The 21,763-nt window shown below is 69.5% G+C and carries 21 protein-coding genes; 12 read left to right on the top strand and 9 right to left on the bottom strand.

Annotated features, from left to right (window positions below):
* Positions 1 to 41 precede the first annotated feature (41 nt).
* The 4 genes from AC07PR_RS14570 (at position 42) to AC07PR_RS14555 (ending at position 3,150) form a co-directional block, all read left to right on the top strand.
* Positions 42 to 686, top strand: coding sequence for a prolyl hydroxylase family protein (locus AC07PR_RS14570; protein ID WP_377156959.1), 645 nt, complete (start codon positions 42 to 44; stop codon positions 684 to 686).
* A 147-nt stretch (positions 687 to 833) separates the two neighbouring features.
* A complete protein-coding gene (locus tag AC07PR_RS14565) occupies positions 834 to 1,874 on the top strand; it encodes a hypothetical protein (RefSeq protein ID WP_495135706.1) in 1,041 nt (346 codons plus the stop codon).
* Between the two features lie 146 nt (positions 1,875 to 2,020).
* Positions 2,021 to 2,365, top strand: coding sequence for a TA system antitoxin ParD family protein (locus AC07PR_RS14560; RefSeq protein ID WP_483109146.1), 345 nt, complete (start codon positions 2,021 to 2,023; stop codon positions 2,363 to 2,365).
* Positions 2,362 to 3,150 (top strand): hypothetical protein, encoded by a 789-nt coding sequence (locus AC07PR_RS14555; RefSeq protein WP_483109147.1) that lies wholly within the window; start codon positions 2,362 to 2,364, stop codon positions 3,148 to 3,150. Before AC07PR_RS14560 ends, AC07PR_RS14555 begins: the two co-directional genes overlap by 4 nt.
* Before the next feature lie 41 nt (positions 3,151 to 3,191).
* On the opposite strand, the gene AC07PR_RS14550 is transcribed toward AC07PR_RS14555, so the two are convergent.
* From AC07PR_RS14550 to AC07PR_RS14525, 6 genes are all read right to left on the bottom strand, one after another.
* On the bottom strand, positions 3,192 to 4,085 hold the full coding sequence (locus tag AC07PR_RS14550) for an NAD(P)/FAD-dependent oxidoreductase (RefSeq protein ID WP_495135705.1): 894 nt from the start codon (positions 4,083 to 4,085) through the stop codon (positions 3,192 to 3,194).
* Complete coding sequence (locus AC07PR_RS14545; RefSeq protein WP_377156955.1) at positions 4,075 to 4,545, bottom strand: Rrf2 family transcriptional regulator; 471 nt, start codon at positions 4,543 to 4,545, stop codon at positions 4,075 to 4,077. Before AC07PR_RS14545 ends, AC07PR_RS14550 begins: the two co-directional genes overlap by 11 nt.
* A gap of 70 nt (positions 4,546 to 4,615) precedes the next feature.
* Entirely contained in the window at positions 4,616 to 5,662 is a 1,047-nt protein-coding gene (locus tag AC07PR_RS14540) for an AraC family transcriptional regulator (RefSeq protein WP_495135704.1), read from the bottom strand.
* Positions 5,659 to 6,480 carry an oxidoreductase gene (locus tag AC07PR_RS14535; protein WP_495135703.1) on the bottom strand — a complete coding sequence of 274 codons (822 nt, stop codon included), beginning with the start codon at positions 6,478 to 6,480 and terminating at the stop codon, positions 5,659 to 5,661. Before AC07PR_RS14535 ends, AC07PR_RS14540 begins: the two co-directional genes overlap by 4 nt.
* A gap of 99 nt (positions 6,481 to 6,579) precedes the next feature.
* Entirely contained in the window at positions 6,580 to 7,617 is a 1,038-nt protein-coding gene (locus AC07PR_RS14530) for a response regulator (RefSeq protein WP_495135702.1), read from the bottom strand.
* A gap of 56 nt (positions 7,618 to 7,673) precedes the next feature.
* Positions 7,674 to 11,153 carry a hybrid sensor histidine kinase/response regulator gene (locus tag AC07PR_RS14525; RefSeq protein WP_495135701.1) on the bottom strand — a complete coding sequence of 1,160 codons (3,480 nt, stop codon included), beginning with the start codon at positions 11,151 to 11,153 and terminating at the stop codon, positions 7,674 to 7,676.
* Positions 11,154 to 11,369: 216 nt separating this feature from the next.
* On the opposite strand from AC07PR_RS14525, the gene AC07PR_RS14520 reads away from it, so the two are divergent.
* The 8 genes from AC07PR_RS14520 (at position 11,370) to AC07PR_RS14485 (ending at position 17,941) form a co-directional block, all read left to right on the top strand.
* Positions 11,370 to 11,672: an urease subunit gamma gene (locus tag AC07PR_RS14520; protein ID WP_067283776.1), complete on the top strand. Its 303-nt coding sequence runs from the start codon at positions 11,370 to 11,372 to the stop codon at positions 11,670 to 11,672.
* A gap of 61 nt (positions 11,673 to 11,733) precedes the next feature.
* Entirely contained in the window at positions 11,734 to 12,393 is a 660-nt protein-coding gene (locus AC07PR_RS14515; RefSeq protein WP_377156951.1) for a HupE/UreJ family protein, read from the top strand.
* Positions 12,390 to 12,695: an urease subunit beta gene (locus AC07PR_RS14510; RefSeq protein WP_297528887.1), complete on the top strand. Its 306-nt coding sequence runs from the start codon at positions 12,390 to 12,392 to the stop codon at positions 12,693 to 12,695. The genes AC07PR_RS14515 and AC07PR_RS14510 overlap by 4 nt, the downstream gene beginning before the upstream one ends.
* Positions 12,695 to 14,413 carry an urease subunit alpha gene (gene ureC, locus AC07PR_RS14505; protein ID WP_495135700.1) on the top strand — a complete coding sequence of 573 codons (1,719 nt, stop codon included), beginning with the start codon at positions 12,695 to 12,697 and terminating at the stop codon, positions 14,411 to 14,413. The genes AC07PR_RS14510 and ureC overlap by 1 nt, the downstream gene beginning before the upstream one ends.
* On the top strand, positions 14,414 to 15,001 hold the full coding sequence (gene ureE / locus AC07PR_RS14500; protein WP_377156949.1) for an urease accessory protein UreE: 588 nt from the start codon (positions 14,414 to 14,416) through the stop codon (positions 14,999 to 15,001). It begins immediately after the preceding gene.
* Positions 14,985 to 15,698 (top strand): urease accessory protein UreF, encoded by a 714-nt coding sequence (locus tag AC07PR_RS14495; protein WP_495135699.1) that lies wholly within the window; start codon positions 14,985 to 14,987, stop codon positions 15,696 to 15,698. The genes ureE and AC07PR_RS14495 overlap by 17 nt, the downstream gene beginning before the upstream one ends.
* On the top strand, positions 15,695 to 16,372 hold the full coding sequence (gene ureG / locus AC07PR_RS14490; protein ID WP_495135698.1) for an urease accessory protein UreG: 678 nt from the start codon (positions 15,695 to 15,697) through the stop codon (positions 16,370 to 16,372). Before AC07PR_RS14495 ends, ureG begins: the two co-directional genes overlap by 4 nt.
* A gap of 90 nt (positions 16,373 to 16,462) precedes the next feature.
* A complete protein-coding gene (locus AC07PR_RS14485) occupies positions 16,463 to 17,941 on the top strand; it encodes a hypothetical protein (RefSeq protein WP_495135697.1) in 1,479 nt (492 codons plus the stop codon).
* Positions 17,942 to 18,035: 94 nt separating this feature from the next.
* Here the strand turns inward: AC07PR_RS14485 and AC07PR_RS14480 are convergent, their stop codons facing one another.
* The 3 genes from AC07PR_RS14480 to AC07PR_RS14470 form a co-directional block, all read right to left on the bottom strand.
* Positions 18,036 to 19,592 carry a tripartite tricarboxylate transporter permease gene (locus AC07PR_RS14480; RefSeq protein ID WP_377156941.1) on the bottom strand — a complete coding sequence of 519 codons (1,557 nt, stop codon included), beginning with the start codon at positions 19,590 to 19,592 and terminating at the stop codon, positions 18,036 to 18,038.
* A gap of 10 nt (positions 19,593 to 19,602) precedes the next feature.
* Positions 19,603 to 20,028, bottom strand: coding sequence for a tripartite tricarboxylate transporter TctB family protein (locus AC07PR_RS14475; RefSeq protein WP_377156939.1), 426 nt, complete (start codon positions 20,026 to 20,028; stop codon positions 19,603 to 19,605).
* 184 nt (positions 20,029 to 20,212) lie between these two features.
* Complete coding sequence (locus AC07PR_RS14470) at positions 20,213 to 21,640, bottom strand: methyl-accepting chemotaxis protein (protein WP_495135696.1); 1,428 nt, start codon at positions 21,638 to 21,640, stop codon at positions 20,213 to 20,215.
* Between the last annotated feature and the right edge of the window lie 123 nt (positions 21,641 to 21,763).

Here is a 21,763-nt window from a genome sequence, read left to right as displayed (position 1 = left end):
GGCATATACGGCACATGGCGTACATGCGGTGAGAATGGGTCATGCACATCCAGACCCACAACGACCGCGTCTTCACCGTGCCGGGTTTCCTCTCCCCCGAGGAATGCACCGAGGTGATCGCGCTGGCGGAGCAGAGCGGCTTCGACGCCGCGACGGTCCGCCTGGAGGCGGGACAGCAGCTGCTGGCCCACATCCGCAACAACGAGCGGACGATGGTGGCGAGCGCCGCCTGGGTCGAACGCCTGTGGGGACGATTGCGACAGTTGCCACTGCCGGAGCTCGACGGCACGCGCGCGGTGGGCCTGCCCCGGGAGCTGCGCTTCTACAAGTACACGGCGGGCCAGCGCTTCCGGATGCACAAGGACGGTCCGTGGCGCGAGGACGGGCTCGTCAGCCGCCTGAGCTTCCTGGTCTATCTGAACGAGGGCTTCGAGGGCGGCGAGACGGGCTTCCGCGACTTCGCCGTGCGGCCCAGGACCGGCGGCGCGCTGGTCTTCGTCCACGACACCTGGCATGAGGGCGCGCCCGTGACCTCGGGCACCAAGTACGTGCTGCGCTCGGACGTGATGTATGCGCCGGTGGTCGACGCACCGGAGTCGAGGTTCGATTCGAAGTTCGACTCCGGGTTCGACTCGCGCTTTGACTCACGGTTCGACTCGACGTTCGGTGGTGGTGACCGCTCGTAACACCTCGAAGAAGTGTGCGTGCACCGGCGATCGTGTCACGCCGTTGATGCAACATGCTGCCCCTTCCCCGGGCGAGGCACTTGCCTCCCCGGGGACGAGGACTCAAGAAGAACTCCGAACAACAGGAAAGAACCAGGAGGTACCGCGATGACGATGACTGCAATGACGATGACGGCCCCGCGGCCGGACCGCGCGATGGGCCGGATGGCCAAGGCGCTGCTGGCGGCCGTGATGCTGCTGGTGGCGATGCTGACGGGCACGTCGGCCTGGGCGGCGCGCGACGACGGCCAGTGGCAGATCCTGAACGCGCGCTATGGCACGGCGCAGCGCAACATGGACGTGACCGACCGGCTGCGCGACCTGGCGCGACGCGATGACCGCGTGCGCGTGACCAACGAGCTGTTCGGCAACGATCCGGCCTACGGCCAGACGAAGACGCTGCGCATCTACGCGCGCAACCGCAACGGCGACAACCGCACCTTCGAGTTCCGCGAGGGCAGCGTCATCGACGGCAACGACTTCACCGGCTGGCGCGGCGGGGAGTGGGGCCAGGGCGGCGGCAACGGCAACTGGGAAGGCGGCGGCCACGACGATGGCGCCTACGCGATCCTGGGCGCGCGTTACGGCGTGCCTGAAGCGAGCATCGACGTGACGCCCCGCCTGCGCGAGCTGGCGCGTCGCGACGCGAAGGTGCGCGTGACCAACGACCTGTTCCGTGACGATCCGGCGGTGGGCCGCACGAAGATGCTGCGCATCTATGCCCGCGACCGCAGCGGCCAGGTGAGGACCTTCGACTACCGCGAAGGCGCGTGGATCGACGGCGGCCAGTTCACGGGCTGGGGCCGCGGCGACTGGGGCCAGGGCGGCTGGAACGGCGGCTGGGACGGCCGGCCGGGCAGCGCCACCAACCCCGGCGGCTACAACCCCGGCGGACAGGGTCCGTCCCAGGACCAGCGCCTGAACATCGTGCGCGCCACCTACGGCAGCGGCGGCCGCACGGTCGACGTGACGGACCGGGTCCGCAACGCCAGCCGCGGCGGCGTGCTCGACCTTCGTGTCGACAACGACCTGGCCGGTCGCGATCCGGCCTACGGCGAGCAGAAGACGCTGCGCGTGACCTTCACGGTCGGCCGCGGCCGGGAGCAGACGCGGGAAGCGCGCGAGGGCGAGCGGATCCGGCTGCCTTGAGGGCGAGGCGACCCGCCGCCTTGACGGCGAGCGCCACCGATGTCGGACTGAGGAGGGCCCCGCAAGGGGCCCTTTTCATTGCTTGTGAGAAAATCTCAAGTTGTGGCAGAGTGCCACAACCGAGTGCAACTTCCCACGGTGGAGCCATGAGTTCGAATTCGATCCGGATCAGCAACCAGCTCTTCAGGGACGCTCAAGAGACTGGCGAGTACGTGGCCCGCTCCGCGGCGCAGCAGGTGGAGTTCTGGGCTCGCATCGGTCAGGCCTTGGAGGTCTCCGGTGTCCGCTCGCAACTGCTGTTGGAGCTGCTGCGCGGCGATCACGGCACGCAGGCCACGGCTCGCATCGAGGACGATCTGCGTGCGGCCAAACAACTCGCACAGACGCGCGACATCGAAGCGGTCAAATCCGGGAAGTCGAAACCCGCTGATTTGATCCGGTTCACCGAAGAGCGGGCCAAGAATGCGAAGGCCCTGGACTCTCCCTATTGACCATGACGACGCGCCCGCAGCTGCCCGACGATGAAGCTCCGCTGGAGGGACCTTTGCTGGATCGGGTGCTGACCAGCCTGCCGGTCGGCGTGATCCTGGTGGGCGGACAGGCGTTGGGCTTCTGGATGAAGCGCTTTGGCCTCCCGACGGACGGCGCGGCGGTCACCGCGGATGCGGACGTGATCGGTGGCGTCGCGGATGCGAATGAAATGGCCAGGCGCCTCGGTGCCCGCGTGCAACTGCCCAAGAAGACCGCGCGCACCTCGCTGGTCGCTCAGGTGCGGATTCCGGCGCCCGCGATGAAGGAAGGCAATGTCGATGTGCTGCACATGCTCTTCGCCAGCGGCGGTCTGCAGAAGTGCGGTGTGTTCACTCGGCGCGTGATCGCGGGATGCCTGACCTTTGAATTCGGGGATGGGCAGATCCTGCGCGTGATGAGTCCGTTCGACGTGCTCGAGTCGCGCATCCACAATCTCGTGGGCCTCCGCGATAGCAAGGGTGAACACGTCGAGACCCAGACCAGATGGGCCGTGCAGGTGGCCAAGGCGGCGCTGTTCTCCCAGGCTGGGGGAAGTGCCGAGTTCGCCGCCCGCCTCGGAGCGGCGATCCAACGGATCTACCAACTGGCCAAGAGCTCACCGGGACGTCGGGCGTACCGTCAGTATGGGATCGACGTGCTCGACGCCATCGACGCCGACCTGCTGCAGGCCATGGTGCCGTCCTGTGCGGCCCAGCTGGTTCCGGTTCGGGAACTCCAGAGGGAGCGCGGCACGAGCTGCCCTTGATCCCGAGGGATCTGCCATAGGAGGGCGCTCGCGGAGCCCGGTCAGAACATCGTCGACCGATGCGCGCCGAAGCCGGCCATCGCGCCGTCGGACACCGCGAGCGTGACGCTGCCGGCCGCGCGGGCGGCGTCGCCGCAGGCGAAGACCTTGGGCACACTGGTGTCCTGCATCGGGCCGACCTTGATGAACGGTCCCATCGGTCCGTCCTCCATGACGCAGCCGAACTGCGCGGCGATCGTGCTCGACGGTGTCGTGCGCGGCTGGGTGAAGAGGCCGTCCATCGTCAGCGTCCGGCCATCCCGCAGCACGACGTCGGCGACGCCGTCGATACGAGCGATCGGCGTGGGCTCGACGCGCGTGCCGCGGCGCGCGAATTCATCGAGGTCCTCGGCGCTGGGCTCGTAGGCGCCGTTCAGGAACAGCGTCGGCACGCCCCAGTCCGGCAGCATCATCGCGTGGTGCTGCGCCAGCGGAGACGCGGCGACGATGCCGATGCGGCCCTGGTTCAGCTCGTAGCCATGGCAGTACGGGCAGTGAAAGACGCTGCGTCCCCAACGTTCGGCGAGACCGGGCACGGGCGGCAGCTCGTCGCGGACACCCGTGGCGAGGATCAGCCGTCCGGCGCTCACCGCGACGTCGCCCACACGGAACTCGAGCCGGCCGTCCGGCGCGACGCGTCCGTCGTCGGCGAGCCCGGACATCCACTGCACGGTCGGATAGAGCCGCAACTGCCGGCGCGCTTCCTCCGCGATCGCAGCGGGCGCGCGCCCGTCCTGCGTCAGGAAGCCGTGCGCCTCGCCGCCGTGGTCGTCGACGCATTGGTTGCGTCGCTTCCCCGCGTCGACGACGAGCACCTGGCGACGCGCCCGCGCCAGCTGAAGGGCCGCGGCCATGCCGGCATAGCTGCCGCCGATGACGGCGAAATCAATCTTCATGGTGATGCTCCTCGAGCCGATGGGGCGCATGGCCGAGCTCGACCATGCGCTGATGGAAGTCGCGGGACAGCGTGGCCAGCGTCACCGCGCCGAGCCGCTTCAGCAGGAGCGCCTCGGCCTCTTGCACGGCGTTGCCGAGCGCGTCGTTGACGGCGCGGGCGACGAGGCATTCCGGGTGCTCCTCGCGGAAGCCGAGCGACACCAGCGACGGGCCGCCGAGCGCGTCATGGACGTCGCGAAGGGTGATGCGGTCGAGCGGACACGACAGCACCCAGCCGCCGCCGTGGCCCTTCGCGGACGCGACGAAGCCCGCTTCGCGCAGGCCGCCCATCAGGCGGCGCAGCACGACCGGGTTGGTCTGCATCGCGGCGGCGAGCGATTCGGACGTGGACGGGCCGTCGCCCTCGGCCATGTGCAGCAGCACGTGGAGGACGTCGGACAGCTGGCTGTTGGATTTCATGCAACATTATGAGTTGCATGATTGAAACCTTGCCGTCGCCAGGGTTGAATCCTGGACGCAGAGGGGGCAGTCAGGACCCCAACTGCTCCCGCCACTGCGCCGGCGTCCTTCCCTCCCAACGCCGGAACGCGCGCTGGAACGAATTGGCCTCTTCGAACCCGAGGAAGAACGCGATCTCGCCTGGCGTGAATGCGGTATCCGCGAGCAGCCGTCTCGCCGTCTCCAGCCGGACGTGATCGAGCACGCCCTGATAGCTGGTACCTGCCTCGCCGAGCCGACGCTGCAGCGACCGGGCACTCATGTTGAGCGCACGTGCCAGCGTGTCGATGGTGGGGCGGTCGCCGCGCATCATCTTCATCAGGACCGAGCGCGCCTGCGTCTCGATGCCGGGCTCGCCCATCGCGTCAAGCTGCGCATCGAGCGCCGGCACGAGAACCGCGAGCAGATCCTCGTTGCGCGTAACGAAGGGGATGGCCAGTGCCTCGGCGTCGTAGACCAGCGCGTCCCCGACGCAACCGGTGCGCACCTCACAACCGAAGTACGCCGCGTAGGGCGCGGTCTCCGGCGGTGTCCGCATCAACTCCAGGCGGCGCGGCACAACCGTGCGACCGGAGCCCACGCGCGCCAGTGCGTGCGCCGCCGCGAAGGCCGCATCGCTGATGATCGGCGGGCAGGACTCCTTGACCAGGATCCAATGAAAACTCAGGCGAGCCAGACCGCGTTCGTCGCCGCCGTTGCCGTTGGCGCTGTCGCCGCCGCTGCCGTCCGCGCCAGAACGCTCGACGCGCACCTCTTCAGGACAGCACAGCCCCTTGTAGCGCGCCAGGCGGGCCAGCGCATCGCCGAAGGTCGCCGAATGCAGCGCGGCCACCGAGACGGCCTCCAGCTGGGACGGACCGACCTCGCCGCCGATCTTCAAGCCGATCAAGGGGTCGCCCGAGAGCTCGGCGACGGCGCGCCAGAAGGCGAAGAACTGCCGCGTGTCCAGGCTCGTCCCCGGTCGCCGGTTGAATCCCGCGGGAATCCCCGCCCGGGCGGCGACGACGTCGACATCGAGGCCGAGCGCGGCGAGCCGCGCCGAGACCGACGCCACCATCGGGATATGGGTCGCCCTCATCGCATCGCCATGATGATCATGCGGTCGAAGAGCCGATCGGACAGGATGTAGCGCAGGAAGAGCATCGGGCCCGCGAGGAAACCGCCGTGGTAGCGCGCCTTCGGGCGCTTCGCCTTCAGCGCCTTGACGATGAGATCACTGATCACTTGAGGTCCCGGCACCTGGGTCTGCTGCTTTTGCAGATCGTTGAACTTGTGGGCCATCCCTGCGTAGGCGCCGCTGCCCGAGTACCGCAACGCTTCATCGGAAGCGATCCGGGCCCACTCTGACGCGACGCCACCGGGCTCGATGACGACCACGTCGATGCCGAACTGTGCCACCTCGTTGCGGAGCGCGTCGGAGTAGCCTTCCAGCGCGAACTTCGAGGCGTGGTACCAGCCGCCCATCGGCGTCGCCAGCTTGCCGCCGATGGAGGAGATGTTGAGGATCTTCCCGCGGCCCTGCGCCCGCATGTGAGGCAGGCACAGCTGGATCAGCCGCGCCGCGCCGATCAGGTTGGTCTCCATCTGCCGACGGCCTTCGGCCATCGGCACATCTTCCAGCGCGCCGTACTGACCGTAGCCGGCGTTGTTGATGAGGACGTCGATGCGTCCCTGCTCCGCCAGGATCCGATCGACGACGGACGACATCGAGTCGTCATTGGTCACGTCCATGGCCAGCGTTTTGCCGCCGGCCACGCGGATCTCTTCAAGCCGGTCGAACCGCCGAGCCGTGGCGTAGACGATGTAGCCCTCGGCGATCAGCCGCAGGGAAAAGTCCTTGCCCATGCCGGAGGAGGCGCCGGTGACGAGGGCGACGGGTTGTTGCTGGAGACGCATGTCGACGTGCTGGAGGTTGACGTGCCCCATGGTCCGGGAACGGCAACCGGCGCGCCAATCCGATTCCGCCAGCCTGGCATCCGATCGCGCCAAGGACGCTCACACCTCCCACTGCGGATGGATCTCCCTCACCCTGGTGAGCGCCATCGATGCCGCCGCCGTGCGGGTCTCCACGCCGAGCTTGGCGTGGATGCGCTCCAGGTGTTTCTTCACCGTCGCCGGGCTGGCGCCGAGGATCTCGCCGATGTCGCGGTTGATCTTGCCCTTGACGACCCAGTAGAGCACCTCGGCCTCGCGCGCCGTGAGGCTGAAGGCCAGGCCCAGCGAGCGGATCACCGCAACGTCCGACACCTCGCGCATCACGATCAGCCAGTCGCCGCCGGCCGCCGCACCGACGCCCGCCACGCCGGGGGTGTCCTCGCCGCCGATGCAGTGATGCAGCCGGAAGCTCAAGCGCCGCGCGCCGAGCTCGGCGCACAGCCGCGCCGGCTCCTGCGGCGGCATGCCGTCGGCGGGCGTGTGAGCCGCCATTTCGTCGAGCGTCTTGCGCAGCCACGCCAGCACCGGCGCCGGCGTCTGCGGCGCGATCGTGCCGTAGTAGAGCTGCAGCAGCTCGCGCGCCAGCGGCGTCTGCCACAGCAGGCGGCCCGACGAGGCCCGCACCGCGATGCTCGCGTAGCCGAACGCGTCCAGCGCCTGACGCGTCTGCCGCGCCTGCCGCGCGCCCTGCAGGTGGACCTGCATCCGCGCCAGCACCGCGCGCGTGTCCAGCGGCTTGGTCACGTAGTCGACGCCGCCGGCCTGCAGCGCGGCGACCAGGTGCTCCGTCTCCGTCAGCCCCGTCATGAAGATGATCGGGATGTGCGCCGTCGCGGGATCCGCCTTCAGCCGCCGCGCGACCTCGAAGCCGTCCATGCCCGGCATCATCGCGTCCAGCAGCACGATGTCCGGCCGGCCCTGCTGCGCGCAGGCAAGCGCGGCCTCGCCGCTGGTCGCCGCCAGGACCGTGTAGCCGTGCTCGTCCAGCGCGTCATGCAGCAGCGACAGGTTGTCGGGCACGTCGTCCACCATCAGGACACGATCGCCTTGCTGCTGATCCAGCAGCGCCGCCACGGCGGAAGGAAGCGAAGAGTTCATCGCAGGTCGTCCAACATCTGTCGCGGTCACGGCCACGCTCACCGTCATGGCCGCGCTCACGCGGGGTTCTCGCTGCGCGCCAGGCCGCGCAGCATCGCCTCGAACTGGAACTGCCGCGCCAAGGCGCGCTGCGCCTCGCAGAACGGGCGCCATGCGCCATCGGCCGCTTCGATCTCGTCGAGCTGTTGTAGCACGCCGCGGTAGTAGCCGAGCTGCAGCGCCTCGCGCAGTCCGGTCAGGCGTTCGGCCGGCGGCGTCTCGACCGGCTCGGCGGCCGGCTGCGGATCGGGCGTCGCGCGTTCGGGCCCGACGCGCCAGGACAGCGACAGCTGCTCGGTCAGCCAGTCCAGCAGCAGCTCGTGCCGGACCGGCTTGAGGATGAAGTCGCGCGCGGAGATGCCGGCATCGTTGTCCTGGCCGCGCTCGAAGGCGTTCGCCGACACCACCGCCACGGCCGGCGCGTTCACGCCGAGCTCGCCCAGCATGCGCCGCAGGCGCCGGATCGTTTCCCAGCCGTCGATGCCGGGCATCGCCAGGTCCATCAGCACCGCGTCCGGCACCCAGCCGGCGGCGACGAGGTCCAGCGCATCGTGGCCGCTCGACGCGTCGCGCACCGTGAAGCCGAGCGGCTCCAGCAACTCGGTCAGCAGCTGGCGATCGTCCGACTCGTTGTCGACGATCAGCACCCGCGGCGAGACGCCGTCCAGACCGAGGCGCTCCTTCGCCGCGCGGCGCATGCGCGGCGTGTCCCAGATGCGGCCGTGCAGCTCCGGCAGGAACAGCCGCACGCGGAAGGTCGAGCCGCGGCCGGGCTCGCTGGTCGCCGACATCTCGCCGCCCATCAGCGCCGTCAGCATCTTCGAGATGGTCAGGCCCAGCCCCGCTCCGGGCGCGCCGCCGGCGCCGCTCGTGCCCCGGGCGAAGGGCTCGAAGATGCGTGCCAGTTCCGCCGCGTCCATGCCGGGGCCGGTGTCGGCGATCTCCAGGGTCGCCATCTCGCGGCCGTGCCGCACGCGCAGCGTGACCTCGCCCTCGGTGGTGAACTTGATGGCGTTGCCCAGCAGGTTGATCAGGATCTGACGCAGCCGCTGCTCGTCCGCGCGGACCCACTCGGGCAGCGTGCCCTGGGGCTCGAAGCGGAATCGCAGGCCCTTCGCCGCGGCCTGCGGCTCGAACATGTCGGCCAGCTCGCGCAGCAGCTCGTCGAAGCGCACCGGCGCGGGCTCCAGGCTGAGCCGGCCAGCCTCGATGCGCGCAATGTCCAGCGTGCCGTCGATCAGCTGCATCAGGTGTTCGCCGCCGCGCTTGATGACCTGCACCGCCTGGCGCCGCTGCGGCGGCAGCGAGGCGTCCGCCGCCATCAGCTGCGCGTAGCCGAGGATGCTGTTGAGCGGCGTGCGCAGCTCATGGCTGATGGTGCTGATGTAGCGGCTCTTGGCCTGGTTGGCGGCTTCGGCGGCAGCCTGCGCGCGCTCGGCCTGCAAGCGGGCGCCCTGCAGCGCCTCGTCGGTGCGGCGGTGCGAGGCGATCTCGCGCATCAGCGCCTGCGTCTGCCGCTTCGATTCCTCCTGCGCGACTTCGCGGCTCTGATGCGCCAGCACCAGCCACCACGCGACCGTGCCCGCCACCAGCAGCAGCGCGAAGAAGGCCTTCAGCATGCCTGCCTTCAGGCTGGCGCGGAGCGCGTCCTGCGCGGCGGCGTCGATGAGCGGCAGCTGTTGCAGCTGCTGGTGATAGAGCAGTCCGAACAGCGTGGCTAGCAGCGGCGTGAGGACCAGCATCAACAGCAGGTAGTGGCCCAGGCCGGTGTCGATGTAGCGCCAACTGCGCTGCGGCAGCACGCGGCGCAGCGCGGCGGTCCATTGCGCGGACAGGCTCGCCTGCGGCTTGCACAGGTCGCCGCAGCGCGCGTCCAGCGTGCAGCACAGGGAGCAGATCGGACCGCGATAGGCCGGGCAGTGCGCCATGTCCGGGCCTTCGTAGTCGCGTTCGCAGATCACGCAGCGGCGCACGCCTTCGGCCGATTCCGTCTGGAGCCCAGCGGCCTGGATCTCCGCCAGCGGACGTGCGAGGTAGTAGCGCCCCTTCGTCGCCCACGCAATCAAGGGTGCGGTGACCAGCGCGGTCACCATCGCGATCGCCGCGGACCACGCCTGCGCCAGGTCGCCCATCATCCCGAGGTGCGCCGCCACCGACAGCACCGACGCCAGCGCCATCGCGCCGACGCCGACCGGGTTCACGTCGTACAGATGGGCGCGCTTGAACTCGATGCCTGGCGGCGAGAGACCCAGCGGCTTGTTGATCACCAGGTCCGCGACGACGGCCATGATCCATGCGATGGCGACGTTGGCGTAGAGGCCGAGCACATGCCCGAGCGCCTCGAACACGTTCATCGACATCAGCATGAAGGCGATGAGCGTATTGAACACGACCCAGACGACGCGGCCCGGATGGCTGTGGGTCAGCCGCGAGAAGAAGTTGCTCCACGCCAGCGAGCCCGCGTAGGCGTTGGTGACGTTGATCTTGAGCTGCGAGACGACGACGAACAGCGCCGTCACCGCGACCGCCCAGCCGTATTGCGGGAACACGTACTCGTAGGCGGCGAGGTACATCTGGTTGGGATCGACCGCGCGCTCGGCGGGCACCGCGTGGCTGACGGCCAGGTAGGCGAGCAGCGCGCCGCCCAGCATCTTCAGAACCCCCAGCACGATCCAGCCCGGCCCGCCGGCCAGCACCGCGGCCCACCAGCGCAGGCGGTTCTCCTTCGTCTGGCGGGGCATGAAGCGCAGGTAGTCGGCCTGCTCGCCCATCTGGGTGATCAGCGCCACGCCGACGGTCAGCGCCGCACCGAAGGCGTGCACGTCGAAGGCCGCCGTGCCCGACTGCGACCCAATCTGGGTCGTGATGCCGTCGAATGCACCAGGATGAAGCCACCCGACCCAGGCGAAAGGCAGTACCAGCAGCGCCAGCCACAACGGCTGCGTCCACAGCTGCAGCCGGCTGATCGCCGAGATGCCGTGCGTCACCAGCGGGATCACCACCACCGCGCAGATCAGGTAACCCCACTGCGGCGGGATGTCCAGCGCCAGCTCCAGCGCATAAGCCATCACCGCCGCCTCGAGGGCGAAGAAGATGAAGGTGAAACTCGCGTAGATCAGCGAGGTCAGCGTCGAGCCGATGTAGCCAAAGCCCGCGCCACGCGTCAGCAGATCCATGTCGACGCCGTGCCGCGCCGCATAGACGCTGATCGGCAGCCCGGCCAGGAAAATGATCAGCCCGGTCGCCAGGATCGCCAGCGCGGCATTGGTCCAGCCGTAATGCAGCAGCAGCGTCGCGCCCACCGCCTCCAGGATCAGGAAGGACGCCGCACCGAAAGCCGTGTTGGCCACCCGCCAGGTCGACCAGCGACGGAAACGCTGCGGCGTGTAGCGCAGCGCGTAGTCCTCCAGCGTCTCCCTCGCCACCCAGGCGTTGTAGTCCCTCCGCAGCTTGATGATGTGCTGCGGGGCGTCCTGAGGAGGGAGGGGGGCGTCCATGGGCGGGGTGCCTGGGAAATGCACGAAACATGCCGGGACCGAGCGCGCCGGCCGAGGAACCGGGGGCCGTTTCCTCCGTGTCCCTCCTTCAACTGCCTCCCGGCAGTCGAATTCCCTCCTTGACCTCCGGAAACGGCCCCCGGTCCCTCGGCCTTCGATACGCTCGTGGTGTACGCCTCATTGCACCGGCATGGGGCTTGCTAGAGAGGGAAGACCATGGAATTGACGCCTCGCGAAAAAGACAAGCTGCTGATCTTCACCGCCGCGCTGCTCGCCGAGCGGCGAAAGGCGCGAGGCCTGAAGCTCAACTATCCGGAAGCCGTCGCCTTCCTCAGCGCCGCCGTGATGGAAGGCGCCCGCGATGGCAAGACCGTCGCCCAGATGATGAAAGAGGGCCGCGAGCTCCTCACCCGCGACGACGTCATGGACGGCGTGCCGGAAATGATCCCCGACATCCAGGTCGAAGCCACCTTCCCCGACGGCACCAAGCTCGTCACCGTCCACCAGCCGATCCCCTGATCGCGGATCCCCGATCTCCGATCCCAGATCCCCCGATCCATTGATTCCCTTGAGGACAGCGATGACCGCACGACTCCTTCCCGCGTCCTTCGCCGACGCCGCCGTGACCGCCCTCCAGGCGCTTGCCCTGACCGTCGCCGCCGTGCTCCCCGTCTTCGTGTTCGCCCACACCGGCGACGGCAGCCTGCACGACCACGGCACGCAGAGCGCCGGCGCCGCCTTCGGCGAAGGCTTCACCCATCCGTTCACCGGCCTCGATCACCTCGCCGCGATGCTCGCCGTCGGCCTGTGGAGCGCGCTGACGCAGACCGGCCGTCGCATGCTGGCCGCGCCGTTCGCCTTCGCGGGCCTGCTGCTCGCGGGGGCGTTGGTCGGTCTCGCGCTGGCCGACGAAGGACTGCGGGTGCCAGGTGTTGAGCCGATGGTTGCCGCATCGGTGCTGGTGCTGGGTCTGGTCGCCGCCGCGCGCTGGCGTCTGGGCGCGACGATGTCGGCCGCGCTGGTCGGCGCGTTCGCGGTCTTCCACGGCCTGGCGCACGGCGCCGAGCTGCAGGGCGGCGCCGCGCTCGCCGGCATGGTGCTCGCGACCGCGCTGCTGCATGCGGGCGGTCTTGCCCTCGGGCTGAAGCTGCGTTCGCTCGCGCCGGTCTGGTCGCGCGCCGCGGGCGGCGCGATCGCGCTGCTCGGCCTGGGTCTGGTCGCTCGGATGGTGGTCGCATGACGCCCGGCGAGCTGCTGGTCGACGACGGCGAACTCGCGCTCAATCCGGGCCGTCGCACGCTCGTGCTGACCGTGGTCAACGGCGCGGATCGCCCCATCCAGGTCGGATCCCACTACCACTTCGCAGAGACGAATGGCGCGCTGGTCTTCGACCGCGAGGCCGCGCGGGGCATGCGCCTGAACATCGCATCCGGCACCGCCGTGCGCTTCGAACCCGGCCAGCAGCGCACCGTGGAGCTGGTCGACTACGCCGGCAGCCGCGAGATCTGGGGATTCCGCGGCCTGATCCAGGGAGCGCTGTGATGGCCCGCATCGGCAAACGTGCCTACGCCGAGATGTTCGGCCCGACCGTCGGTGACCGCGTCCGGCTGGCCGACACGGCGCTGGTCATCGAGGTCGAGCAAGACCTGACCCTGCGCGCCGGCGGCTACGGTGAGGAAGTGAAGTTCGGCGGCGGCAAGACGATCCGCGACGGCATGGCCCAGTCGCAGCGCACGCGCGCGCAGGGCGCCGTCGACACGGTGCTGACGAATGCGCTGATCCTCGACCACTGGGGCATCGTGAAGGCGGACATCGGCCTGAAGGACCATCGCATCGTCGCGATCGGCAAGGCCGGCAATCCGGATACGCAGCCGGGCGTGGACATCGTCATCGGCCCCGGCACCGAGGTCATCGCCTGCGAGGGCGCGATCGTGACCGCCGGCGCGATCGATTCGCACATCCACTTCATCTGCCCGCAGCAGATCGAGGAAGCGCTGGCCAGTGGCGTGACGACGATGCTGGGCGGCGGCACCGGTCCGGCGACCGGCACCTTCGCGACCACCTGCACGCCCGGCCCGTGGCACATCGAACGCATGCTGCAGGCGGCCGACGCGTTCCCGATGAACCTCGGCTTTCTCGGCAAGGGCAACGCGAGCCGACCCGAAGGGCTGGTCGAGCAGATCGAGGCCGGCGCGATCGGCCTGAAGCTGCACGAGGACTGGGGCACGACGCCGGCCGCGATCTCCAATTGCCTGGACGTGGCCGAGGTCACCGACACGCAGGTGGCGATCCACACGGACACGCTCAACGAAAGCGGTTTCGTGGAGGACACGGTGGCCGCCTTCAAGGGCCGCACGATCCACACCTTCCACACCGAGGGCGCGGGCGGCGGTCATGCGCCGGACATCCTGAAGGTCGTCGGCGAGGCCAACGTGCTGCCGAGCTCGACCAACCCGACGCGGCCGTACACGATCAACACGCTCGACGAGCACGTCGACATGCTGATGGTGTGCCACCACCTGGACCCCGCGATCGCGGAGGACCTGGCCTTCGCCGAGAGCCGCATCCGCAAGGAGACGATCGCGGCCGAGGACATCTTGCATGACCTCGGCGCGATCAGCATGTTCAGCTCGGACTCGCAGGCGATGGGCCGCGTGGGCGAGGTGGTGATGCGCTGCTGGCAGACCGCGCACAAGATGAAGCAGCAGCGTGGCCAGCTGCCCGGCGACAGCGAGCGCCACGACAACGGCCGCGTGAAGCGCTATGTCGCCAAGCTGGCGATCAATCCCGCGATCGCGCACGGCGTGAGCCATGAGGTCGGCAGCATCGAGGTCGGCAAGTGGGCCGACCTGGTGATCTGGAAGCCGGCCTTCTTCGGCGTGAAGCCGTCGCTGATCCTCAAGGGCGGCGTGATCGCGATGGCCGCGATGGGCGATCCGAACGCGTCGATCCCGACGCCGCAGCCGGTGCATTACCGGCCGATGTTCGGGAGCTTCGGCGGCTCGCTGGCGCGGGCGTCGCTGAGCTTCGTGTCGCAGTCGGCGATCGCCGCCGGCGTGCCGCAGCGCTACGGCCTGGCCAAGACCGCGGTCGCGGTGAAGGGCATCCGCGGCGTGGGCAAGAAGGACATGGTCCACAATGCCTACGCCCCGCGGATGGAGGTCGATCCCCAGACCTATGCGGTGCGCGCCGACGGCCTGCTGCTGCACTGCGAGCCCGCCTCGGTGCTTCCGATGGCGCAGCGCTACTTCCTGTTCTGAATGATCCAAGTTTCCAAACTGCTGGCGCAGGGCGCCGGCCTGGCCCCCGTGCTGCTCAAGCGCGCCGCCGCCGTGACGCTCGACTGGGACACGCGCCAGAAGAGCCGCTTCCAGGTCGCCGACAGCCAGGGCCGCGAGCTCGGCGTCTTCCTGCCGCGCGGCACCGTGGTGCGCGGCGGCGACGTGCTGGTGGCGGAGGACGGCTCGCTGGTCCGCGTCGTCGCGGCGCCGCAGGCGCTGCTGCGCATCACCGCCTGCACCGCGCACGGCTCGCCCTTCGACCTGGTGCGCGCCGCGTATCACCTCGGCAACCGCCACGTGCAGATCGAGCTGAAGCCGGATCACCTCAAGATCGAGCCCGATCACGTGCTCGCCGACATGCTGCGTGCGATGCACCTGATCGTGAACGAGGTCGAGGAAGGCTTCGAGCCCGAGGGCGGTGCGTACGCGGCCGGTGGGCATGGCCACGAGCATTCGCATGACCACGGCCACGCGCACGACCACAAGCCCGCGGCCAAGAAGACCATCGCGATCCAGGCCGCTCCGGCCCCGCACGTGCACGGCCCGGGCTGTGGACACGACCACTGATCCCGTCACCGATCCCGTCCCGCCGCAGCTGCGGCTGACCTGGCTCGCGTCGCCGGCCTTGCCGATCGGCGCGTTCTCGTATTCGGAGGTGCTGGAGGCGGCGGTCGAACACGGCCTCGTGCACGACGACGTCAGCGCCGGTGCATGGCTGAGCCAGCAGTTTCGACTGCTCGCGCGCGGCGACCTGGCGGCGATCGCGCAGGGCATCACGGCCTGGCGCGCCGGCGACGAGCCCGCGCTGCGCGAGATCGCCCGCTGGCTGCGCACGACGCGCGATGGCGCCGAGGCGCGCCTGCAGAGCGAGCAGATGGGGCAGTCGCTGCTGGTCTGGCTGCGCGGCCAGCCGATGGCCTCGCCCGGGCAGCTTGCGCTGCTCGTCGAGTGCGGCGAGGGCCAGCCGATGCCCCATGCCTTCGTGATGTCGCTCGCGCTGGCGACGATCGATGTCCCGGTCGAGCAGGCCTTGTTCTCGCAGGCCTTCGGCTGGGCCGAGAACCAGGTCCAGGCCGCCCTCAAGGCGGTGCCGCTGGGCCAGACCGCCGGCCAGCGCGTGCTGACGCGGCTCGCGTCCGAGATCCCCGCCGCGGTGGCCGAGGCCATCGCCACGCCGCCCGCGCGGCGGCAGCTGTTCGCGCCGATGCTGTCCGTCCTCGCGGCGCGCCACGAAACCCAGTACTCCCGATTGTTCCGATCATGAGCACGACCTCTCCCTCGACCACCGCGGCTTCCGCCCTCCATCACATCCCCGGCCGCATGAAGCGGCTGCCGCCCTTGCGCGTCGGCATCGGCGGTCCGGTCGGTTCCGGCAAGACGACGCTGCTGGAGATGCTCTGCAAGGCGATGCGCGACAAGTGGGACCTGGTCGCGATCACCAACGACATCTACACCAAGGAAGACCAGCGCCTGCTGACGATCAGCGGCGCGTTGCCCGCCGAGCGCATCCTGGGCGTGGAGACGGGCGGCTGCCCGCATACCGCGATCCGCGAGGACGCGTCGATCAACCTCGAGGCGATCGACCGCATGCTGGTCCAGTTCCCCGACGCGGACGTCGTGTTCATCGAGTCCGGCGGCGACAACCTCGCCGCGACCTTCAGCCCGGAGCTGAGCGACCTGACGATCTACGTCATCGACGTCGCGGCCGGCGAGAAGATCCCGCGCAAGGGCGGGCCCGGCATCACGAAGAGCGACCTGTTCGTGATCAACAAGACCGACCTCGCGCCGCATGTCGGCGCCGATCTCGAGGTCATGCGGTCCGACACCCAGCGGATGCGGCCGACGCGGCCCTTCGTGATGACCAACCTCAAGACCCTCAGCGGGCTGGCCGAGGTGGTGGCCTTCATCGAGCAGAAGGGGATGCTGGGCACCGCCTGACCCCCTTGCATCGTCGCCGGGAGCCTCCGGTCGCCCGACCACGCCCGAAGGAGGGAAGAACCCGTCCCCTGACCGCCGGACTGATGGGCGATGCATCCTTCCGCCTCGTTCACCTCCACGGCGTCGTCGGCTTCTTCCTGGGGCGACGACACCCGGCCCATCCTGCCGACCCCGCGCGCCGCCGCGTCTTCCGTCCGGCAGTCCCGCAGTCCGCCGATAGCGGAGGCAGTGCCGACATCGCCACCGTCGCCGGGCTCCCCGACGTCGGAGGCGCTCCTGATCGACGGCGCGCTCGAGGCTCTCGGGCCGCGCGGCGTGGACGAGACCGCGGTGCTGGTCCGGCAACTGGTCCGCGGCGTCGATCTGCAGGTCGTGCGAGGCTCGCCGGGCGAGGGGGTGGACCGCTTCGTCCGCGACGGCGAATGGCGGGACCTGCCACGGGACCTGCGCGGGCCCGCGGCCCAGGCGCTCGACCAGGAGCGTGACCGCGACTGCCCGAGCGGCCGGCTGCGCGCGTTCATCGCGGCGCTGGGACGAGCCGCGATCAACCTTGCCCACTGCGGGGCGCGCAACTTCGCGTCGGTGGCGCTGCCCACGATGGCGCGCCAGGCCATCGGCCGCGCGCTGGATCTGGCGTTGAGCGACGGCGTGTCCGAGGCGGCGCGCACTTGGCTGTCCTGCGGCGCGCTCGCGGTCCCGGTGGTCGGCCAGGCCGTGCTGTTCATCCGCGACGAGGCACGCGGCGAGGCGACGCGGTACTCCCGCGCCACGCGCTTCGCGCTGATGGCGTTGCCGGCGGGGGCGTGCGCGCTCGGTGCCTCGACCGGCACGATGCTGTTCGCCGGCACGCGCTTCGCGGAAGCGGTGCTCTATCCGCTGATGCGCGACAGCATCCAGGCGCGCTGGCCGATGTTCACCGAACCCGACAGCGGTCCGACGCGGAGCTCGCTCGCGCTGGCGGGGCTCGGTTATGCGATCAACCAGCTGGCGGTGAGCCGCGTGTTCAGCGCCGCCCCCGATCTCGATCTGGACGCGCACGCGTTGCTGCCCGGCGGCATCGCGCTGCGCGGCCTGTCCAACTGGGGTGGCGAGGCGCTCGACCTCTGGACCCTGTTGATGATGCACCACGCCTGCCGTCATGGCTTCGGCACGCAGGTCCGCATGCGCACCGGGCAGGCCAGCCTGCCCGAGGCGATGCGCTCGCAGCGTCACTGGGACACGATGGCCGCGCGGGGCTGCTTCGTCGCGAGCCTCAACCAGCTCTACGACTCGCTGCTGGACGATCGGACGATGGCGCGATGGGTGCGTCCGACCTTCGGTGCCGGCGCGCCGGTGGCCGGAGACTGGCTCACCGAATTGATCGTCGGCAGCCTGACGGCGCCGAGCTACCTGTTCTGGACCGACCCCTTGCATTCACGCGGCGTGGAGTTGCAGACGCTGGACGAGCAGGACCGCGGACTGCCGCCGCCGCGCCAGTACGCGGGCAACAACGCGGAGCCGGCGGTCGCCTCGGACGAGCGCGCCGGCGGGGTGGCGCTGACGGCATTCCGCCGTCCGCCGCGCCCGTAAAAAAGCCGCCGGTCGTGGGACCGGCGGCTGAAGGTGGAAGAGCGCGCCCGAATGCGCTCGGCGCGGCGGCGAACGCCGCGCCGATGGGGATGAATCAAGCCACCTGCGGCGTCACCCCGCCGCCGTCCTTGCCCTTGGTGTCGTCGTCGTCATGACCGCCGGCCGGCTTGGCGCCCTTGCGGTTGGCCAGGATGAACGCGATGAACTGCCACACGATGAAGACCGAGATGATCCCCAGCAGCGTCGCGCTGATCGGGCGCTGCACGAAGACGTCGAAGTGGCCGCGGCTGATCAGCATCGCGCGGCGGAAGTTCTCTTCCAGCATCGGGCCCAGGATGAAGCCCAGCATCAACGGCGCGGGGTCCATGTCCAGCCGCATGAAGATGTAGCCGGCCAGGCCGAAGGCCGCGGTGACGAAGATGTCGTCCAGGTTGTTGTTGACGCTGAAGGTGCCGATGCAGCAGAAGAACAGGATCGACGGGAACAGCACGTTGTACGGGATCTTGAAGACCGACAGCCAGTAGCGCACCAGCGGCACGTTCAGCACGACCAGGAACACGTTGCCCACCCACATCGAGGCGACCAGGCCCCAGAAGATGTCCGGGTGTCCGGCGATCATGTTGGGTCCCGGCTGGATGCCCTTGATGATGAACGCGGCCATCATCAGCGCCATCACCGGGTTCTCCGGGATGCCGATGCTCATCAGCGGGATGAAGCTGGTGCGCGCGGCCGCCTCGTCGGCCGCGGCCTGGCCGGCCACGCCCTCGATGGCGCCGTCGCCGATCTCGTGGCGGTACTTGCTGACCTTCTTGTCGACGGCGTAGGCCGCGAACTGCGCGATCGTCGGGCCGCCGCCGGGCAGGATGCCCAGGATCGAGCCCACCACGCTGCCGCGCAGCGCGCTCGGGATGATGCGCTTGAACTCGGGCCAGGTCGGCATCAGGTGGATCTTGCCGTTGAAGGGCGTGCGCTCGTTCTTGGCGTCCAGGTTCTTGGAGATCTCGGCGATGCCGAAGCAGCCCAGCGCGATGCTCACCAGGCCCACGCCTTCCGCGAGGAAGGGCATGTCGAAGGTGTAGCGCTCCATGCCGCTGTTGACGTCGGTGCCGATCTGGCCGAAGAGCACGCCGATCAGGCACATCGCCAGCCCGTTGAGCAGGCTGCCGGTGGTCACGAAGCTCACGCAGAGGAAGCCCAGCAGCATCAGCGAGCAGTAGTCGGCCGGGCCGAACAGGAAGGCCACCTCGCCCAGCGTCGGCGCCAGGCAGGCCAGCACGATGATGGCGACGGTGCCGCCGATGAAGCTCGAGATGCCCGCAGTGAACAGGGCAAGACCTGTCTTCCCCTTCAAGGTCATCTGGTACCCGTCGATGCAGGCCACGATGGAGCTGGCATGCGGGATCTTCATCGTGATGGCGCTGACGCTGTCGCCGTACTGCGCGCCGTAGTAGATGCCGGCGAGCATGATCAGCGCGCCGTTGACGGGGATGGAGTAGGTCAGCGGCAGCAGCACGCTGATCGTGGCCAGCGGGCCCAGGCCCGGCAGCAGGCCCACGAGGGTGCCGACGACGCAGCCGATCGCGCAGAACATCAGGTTCTGCCAGGTCAGCGCGTGCTCGAAGCCGAAGGCGAGGTTGTGCAGGATTTCCATGATCGGTGCCTTACAGCAGCGGCAGGTTGAGGCCGAGGAACTTCTGGAAGGCGAAGGCGATGGCCAGCAGGCCGATCGAGATCACCACGTTGCGCTTCCAGGAGTAGCTGCTGCCGGCGGCCGTGGCGATGAAGACCATCACGACGATGCCGGCGGACATGTTGAGGAAACGCGAGGTCAGCGAGAACGCGCACAGCGCGGCCAGGATCAGGCCGATGTTCTTGACCTTGAACTCGAGGCCGGGGCCGCCGGCGACGATGCCGCGCACGATGGTGGACAGCGCCACCAGGCCCAGCAGGACGCTGATCATCAGCGGGAACATGCCGGGACCGGCATGGTCCATGCGGCCGATGGGATAACGCAGGGCGCCCAGTCCGAAGAACAGGGCCACCGCGGCGAGGAACAGGCCTCGTGCAAGCGAACGGTTGAGGGTCATGGCACACCGGGGAGGTATCGAGATGTGCCCATGGTTCCGGCGCGGCCCCCGCGTGTCGTACGCATTTCTGCGCAGCGATGACTCATTGCAGGGGCTTGGACAGCTTGCTGACAGCTTCAAGTCAAGCAGGCGTTATGCATGCGTTTGACGTACGTTGTGATGACGTCGCCGCGTCGTTGATTCGCTACGCCTTGCCGAGGTCGAAGGCGCCGACGACACGCGTCAGCTGGCTGGCATGCTCGTCGAGCGTCGTGGCCGCCGAGGCGGACTCGACGACCAGCGCCGCGTTGCGCTGGGTCATCTCGTCGAGCTGCGCGACGGCCGCGTCGATGCGTCCGAAATCGCGGCGCTGCTCGCTGGCGGCGTCGGCGATGTCGTTGATCAGCGCGGCCACGCGCTGGACCGCGCCGACGATGTCGACCATCGTGCGACCGGCGTCCTGCACCAGCGTCGCGCCGGCGCCGACCTGCTCGGTCGAGGCACCGATCAGCGACTTGATCTCCCTGGCCGCCTGCGCCGAGCGTTGCGCCAGCGTGCGGACCTCCGCCGCCACGACGGCGAAGCCGCGGCCCTGCTCGCCGGCGCGCGCTGCCTCGACGGCCGCGTTGAGCGCCAGGATGTTGGTCTGGAAGGCCAGGCCGTCGATGACGCCGATGATGTCGGCGATGCGGCCCGAGGCGCGATGGATCTCCTCCATCGTCGAGACGACGCGCGTCACGGCGCCACCGCCGGCGTCGGCCACGCGCATGGCCTGATCCGCCAGCTCGCGGGCCTGCTGCGCCGCGTCGGCGGTCTGGCGCACGGTGGCGGCCAGCTGCTGCACGGAGGCGGCCGTCTCCTGCAGGCTGGCGGCCGCCTGTTCGGTGCGACCCGACAGGTCGGTGTTGCCGGCGGCGATCTGTGTCGATGCGCTGCCGATGTGCAGCGAGGCGTCCCGCACGCGGGCCATCGCCGCGTTGAGCCGTTGCAGCGATTCCTTGATGCGGACGCCCGCCGGCGTGCTGGCCTTCACGTGGCCGACGTCCAGCGCGAGGCGGTCGTCGCGGCTGCCGAGCGCGCGCACGAGGTCGTGCAGCTCCAGGCCTTCCTTGGTGTTGCGGCGCATGTGGGCGGCCATGACCAGCTCGATGCCGGTCTGCGCGACGACGTAGGCGGCGTGCAGCACGATGCGTCCGAAATCCGGCTCGCTCAGGCAATAGGTGCCGAAGCCCGCGGCCAGCAGCCGGTCGAAGAGCAGGTGATGCACCGCGAAGAGCGCCGCGCCGAGCACGAGCACGCGCCAGTCGCGGTACATCAGCAGGTAGGCCAGCGTCACGAAGACGCCGAAGTGCAGCTCCACCATCCCGCCGCCGAGGTGGATGTGCAGCATCACCATCAGCGCCTGCGCGGAGGTCAATGCCATCCGGGTGACGATGGCGCCGGGCGCGGCCGCGTAGATCAGCGCGGCGCCCGCCAGGAGGGTCGTGCCCAGGCCCGCGGCGAGGCCGATCTGCGCGTAGCGCCAGCCCAACCCCAGCGCCAGCAGCCAGCTGACCGCCAGGATCAGCAGCATGGCGCGGTCGCAGCCCGCATAGATCTTTCGGAATCCGGTCGGTCCGGTGACGTGTTCCATCCTGGTTCTCCCTTGGGCGCGGCGGCGGTCCTCGTGGCGGGACCGCTCACACCTCGCGGGGCGGATGTTCGTATCAGGATGTGAGCGAGCCCTTGGGGCAAACGCCAGGAGGTACCCACCGCG

The organism is Roseateles sp. GW821-FHT09H11 (assembly GCF_059415845.1).
The sequence above is the reverse complement of the archived record's forward strand: the minus strand, read 5'-3'. Positions and strand labels throughout refer to the sequence as shown.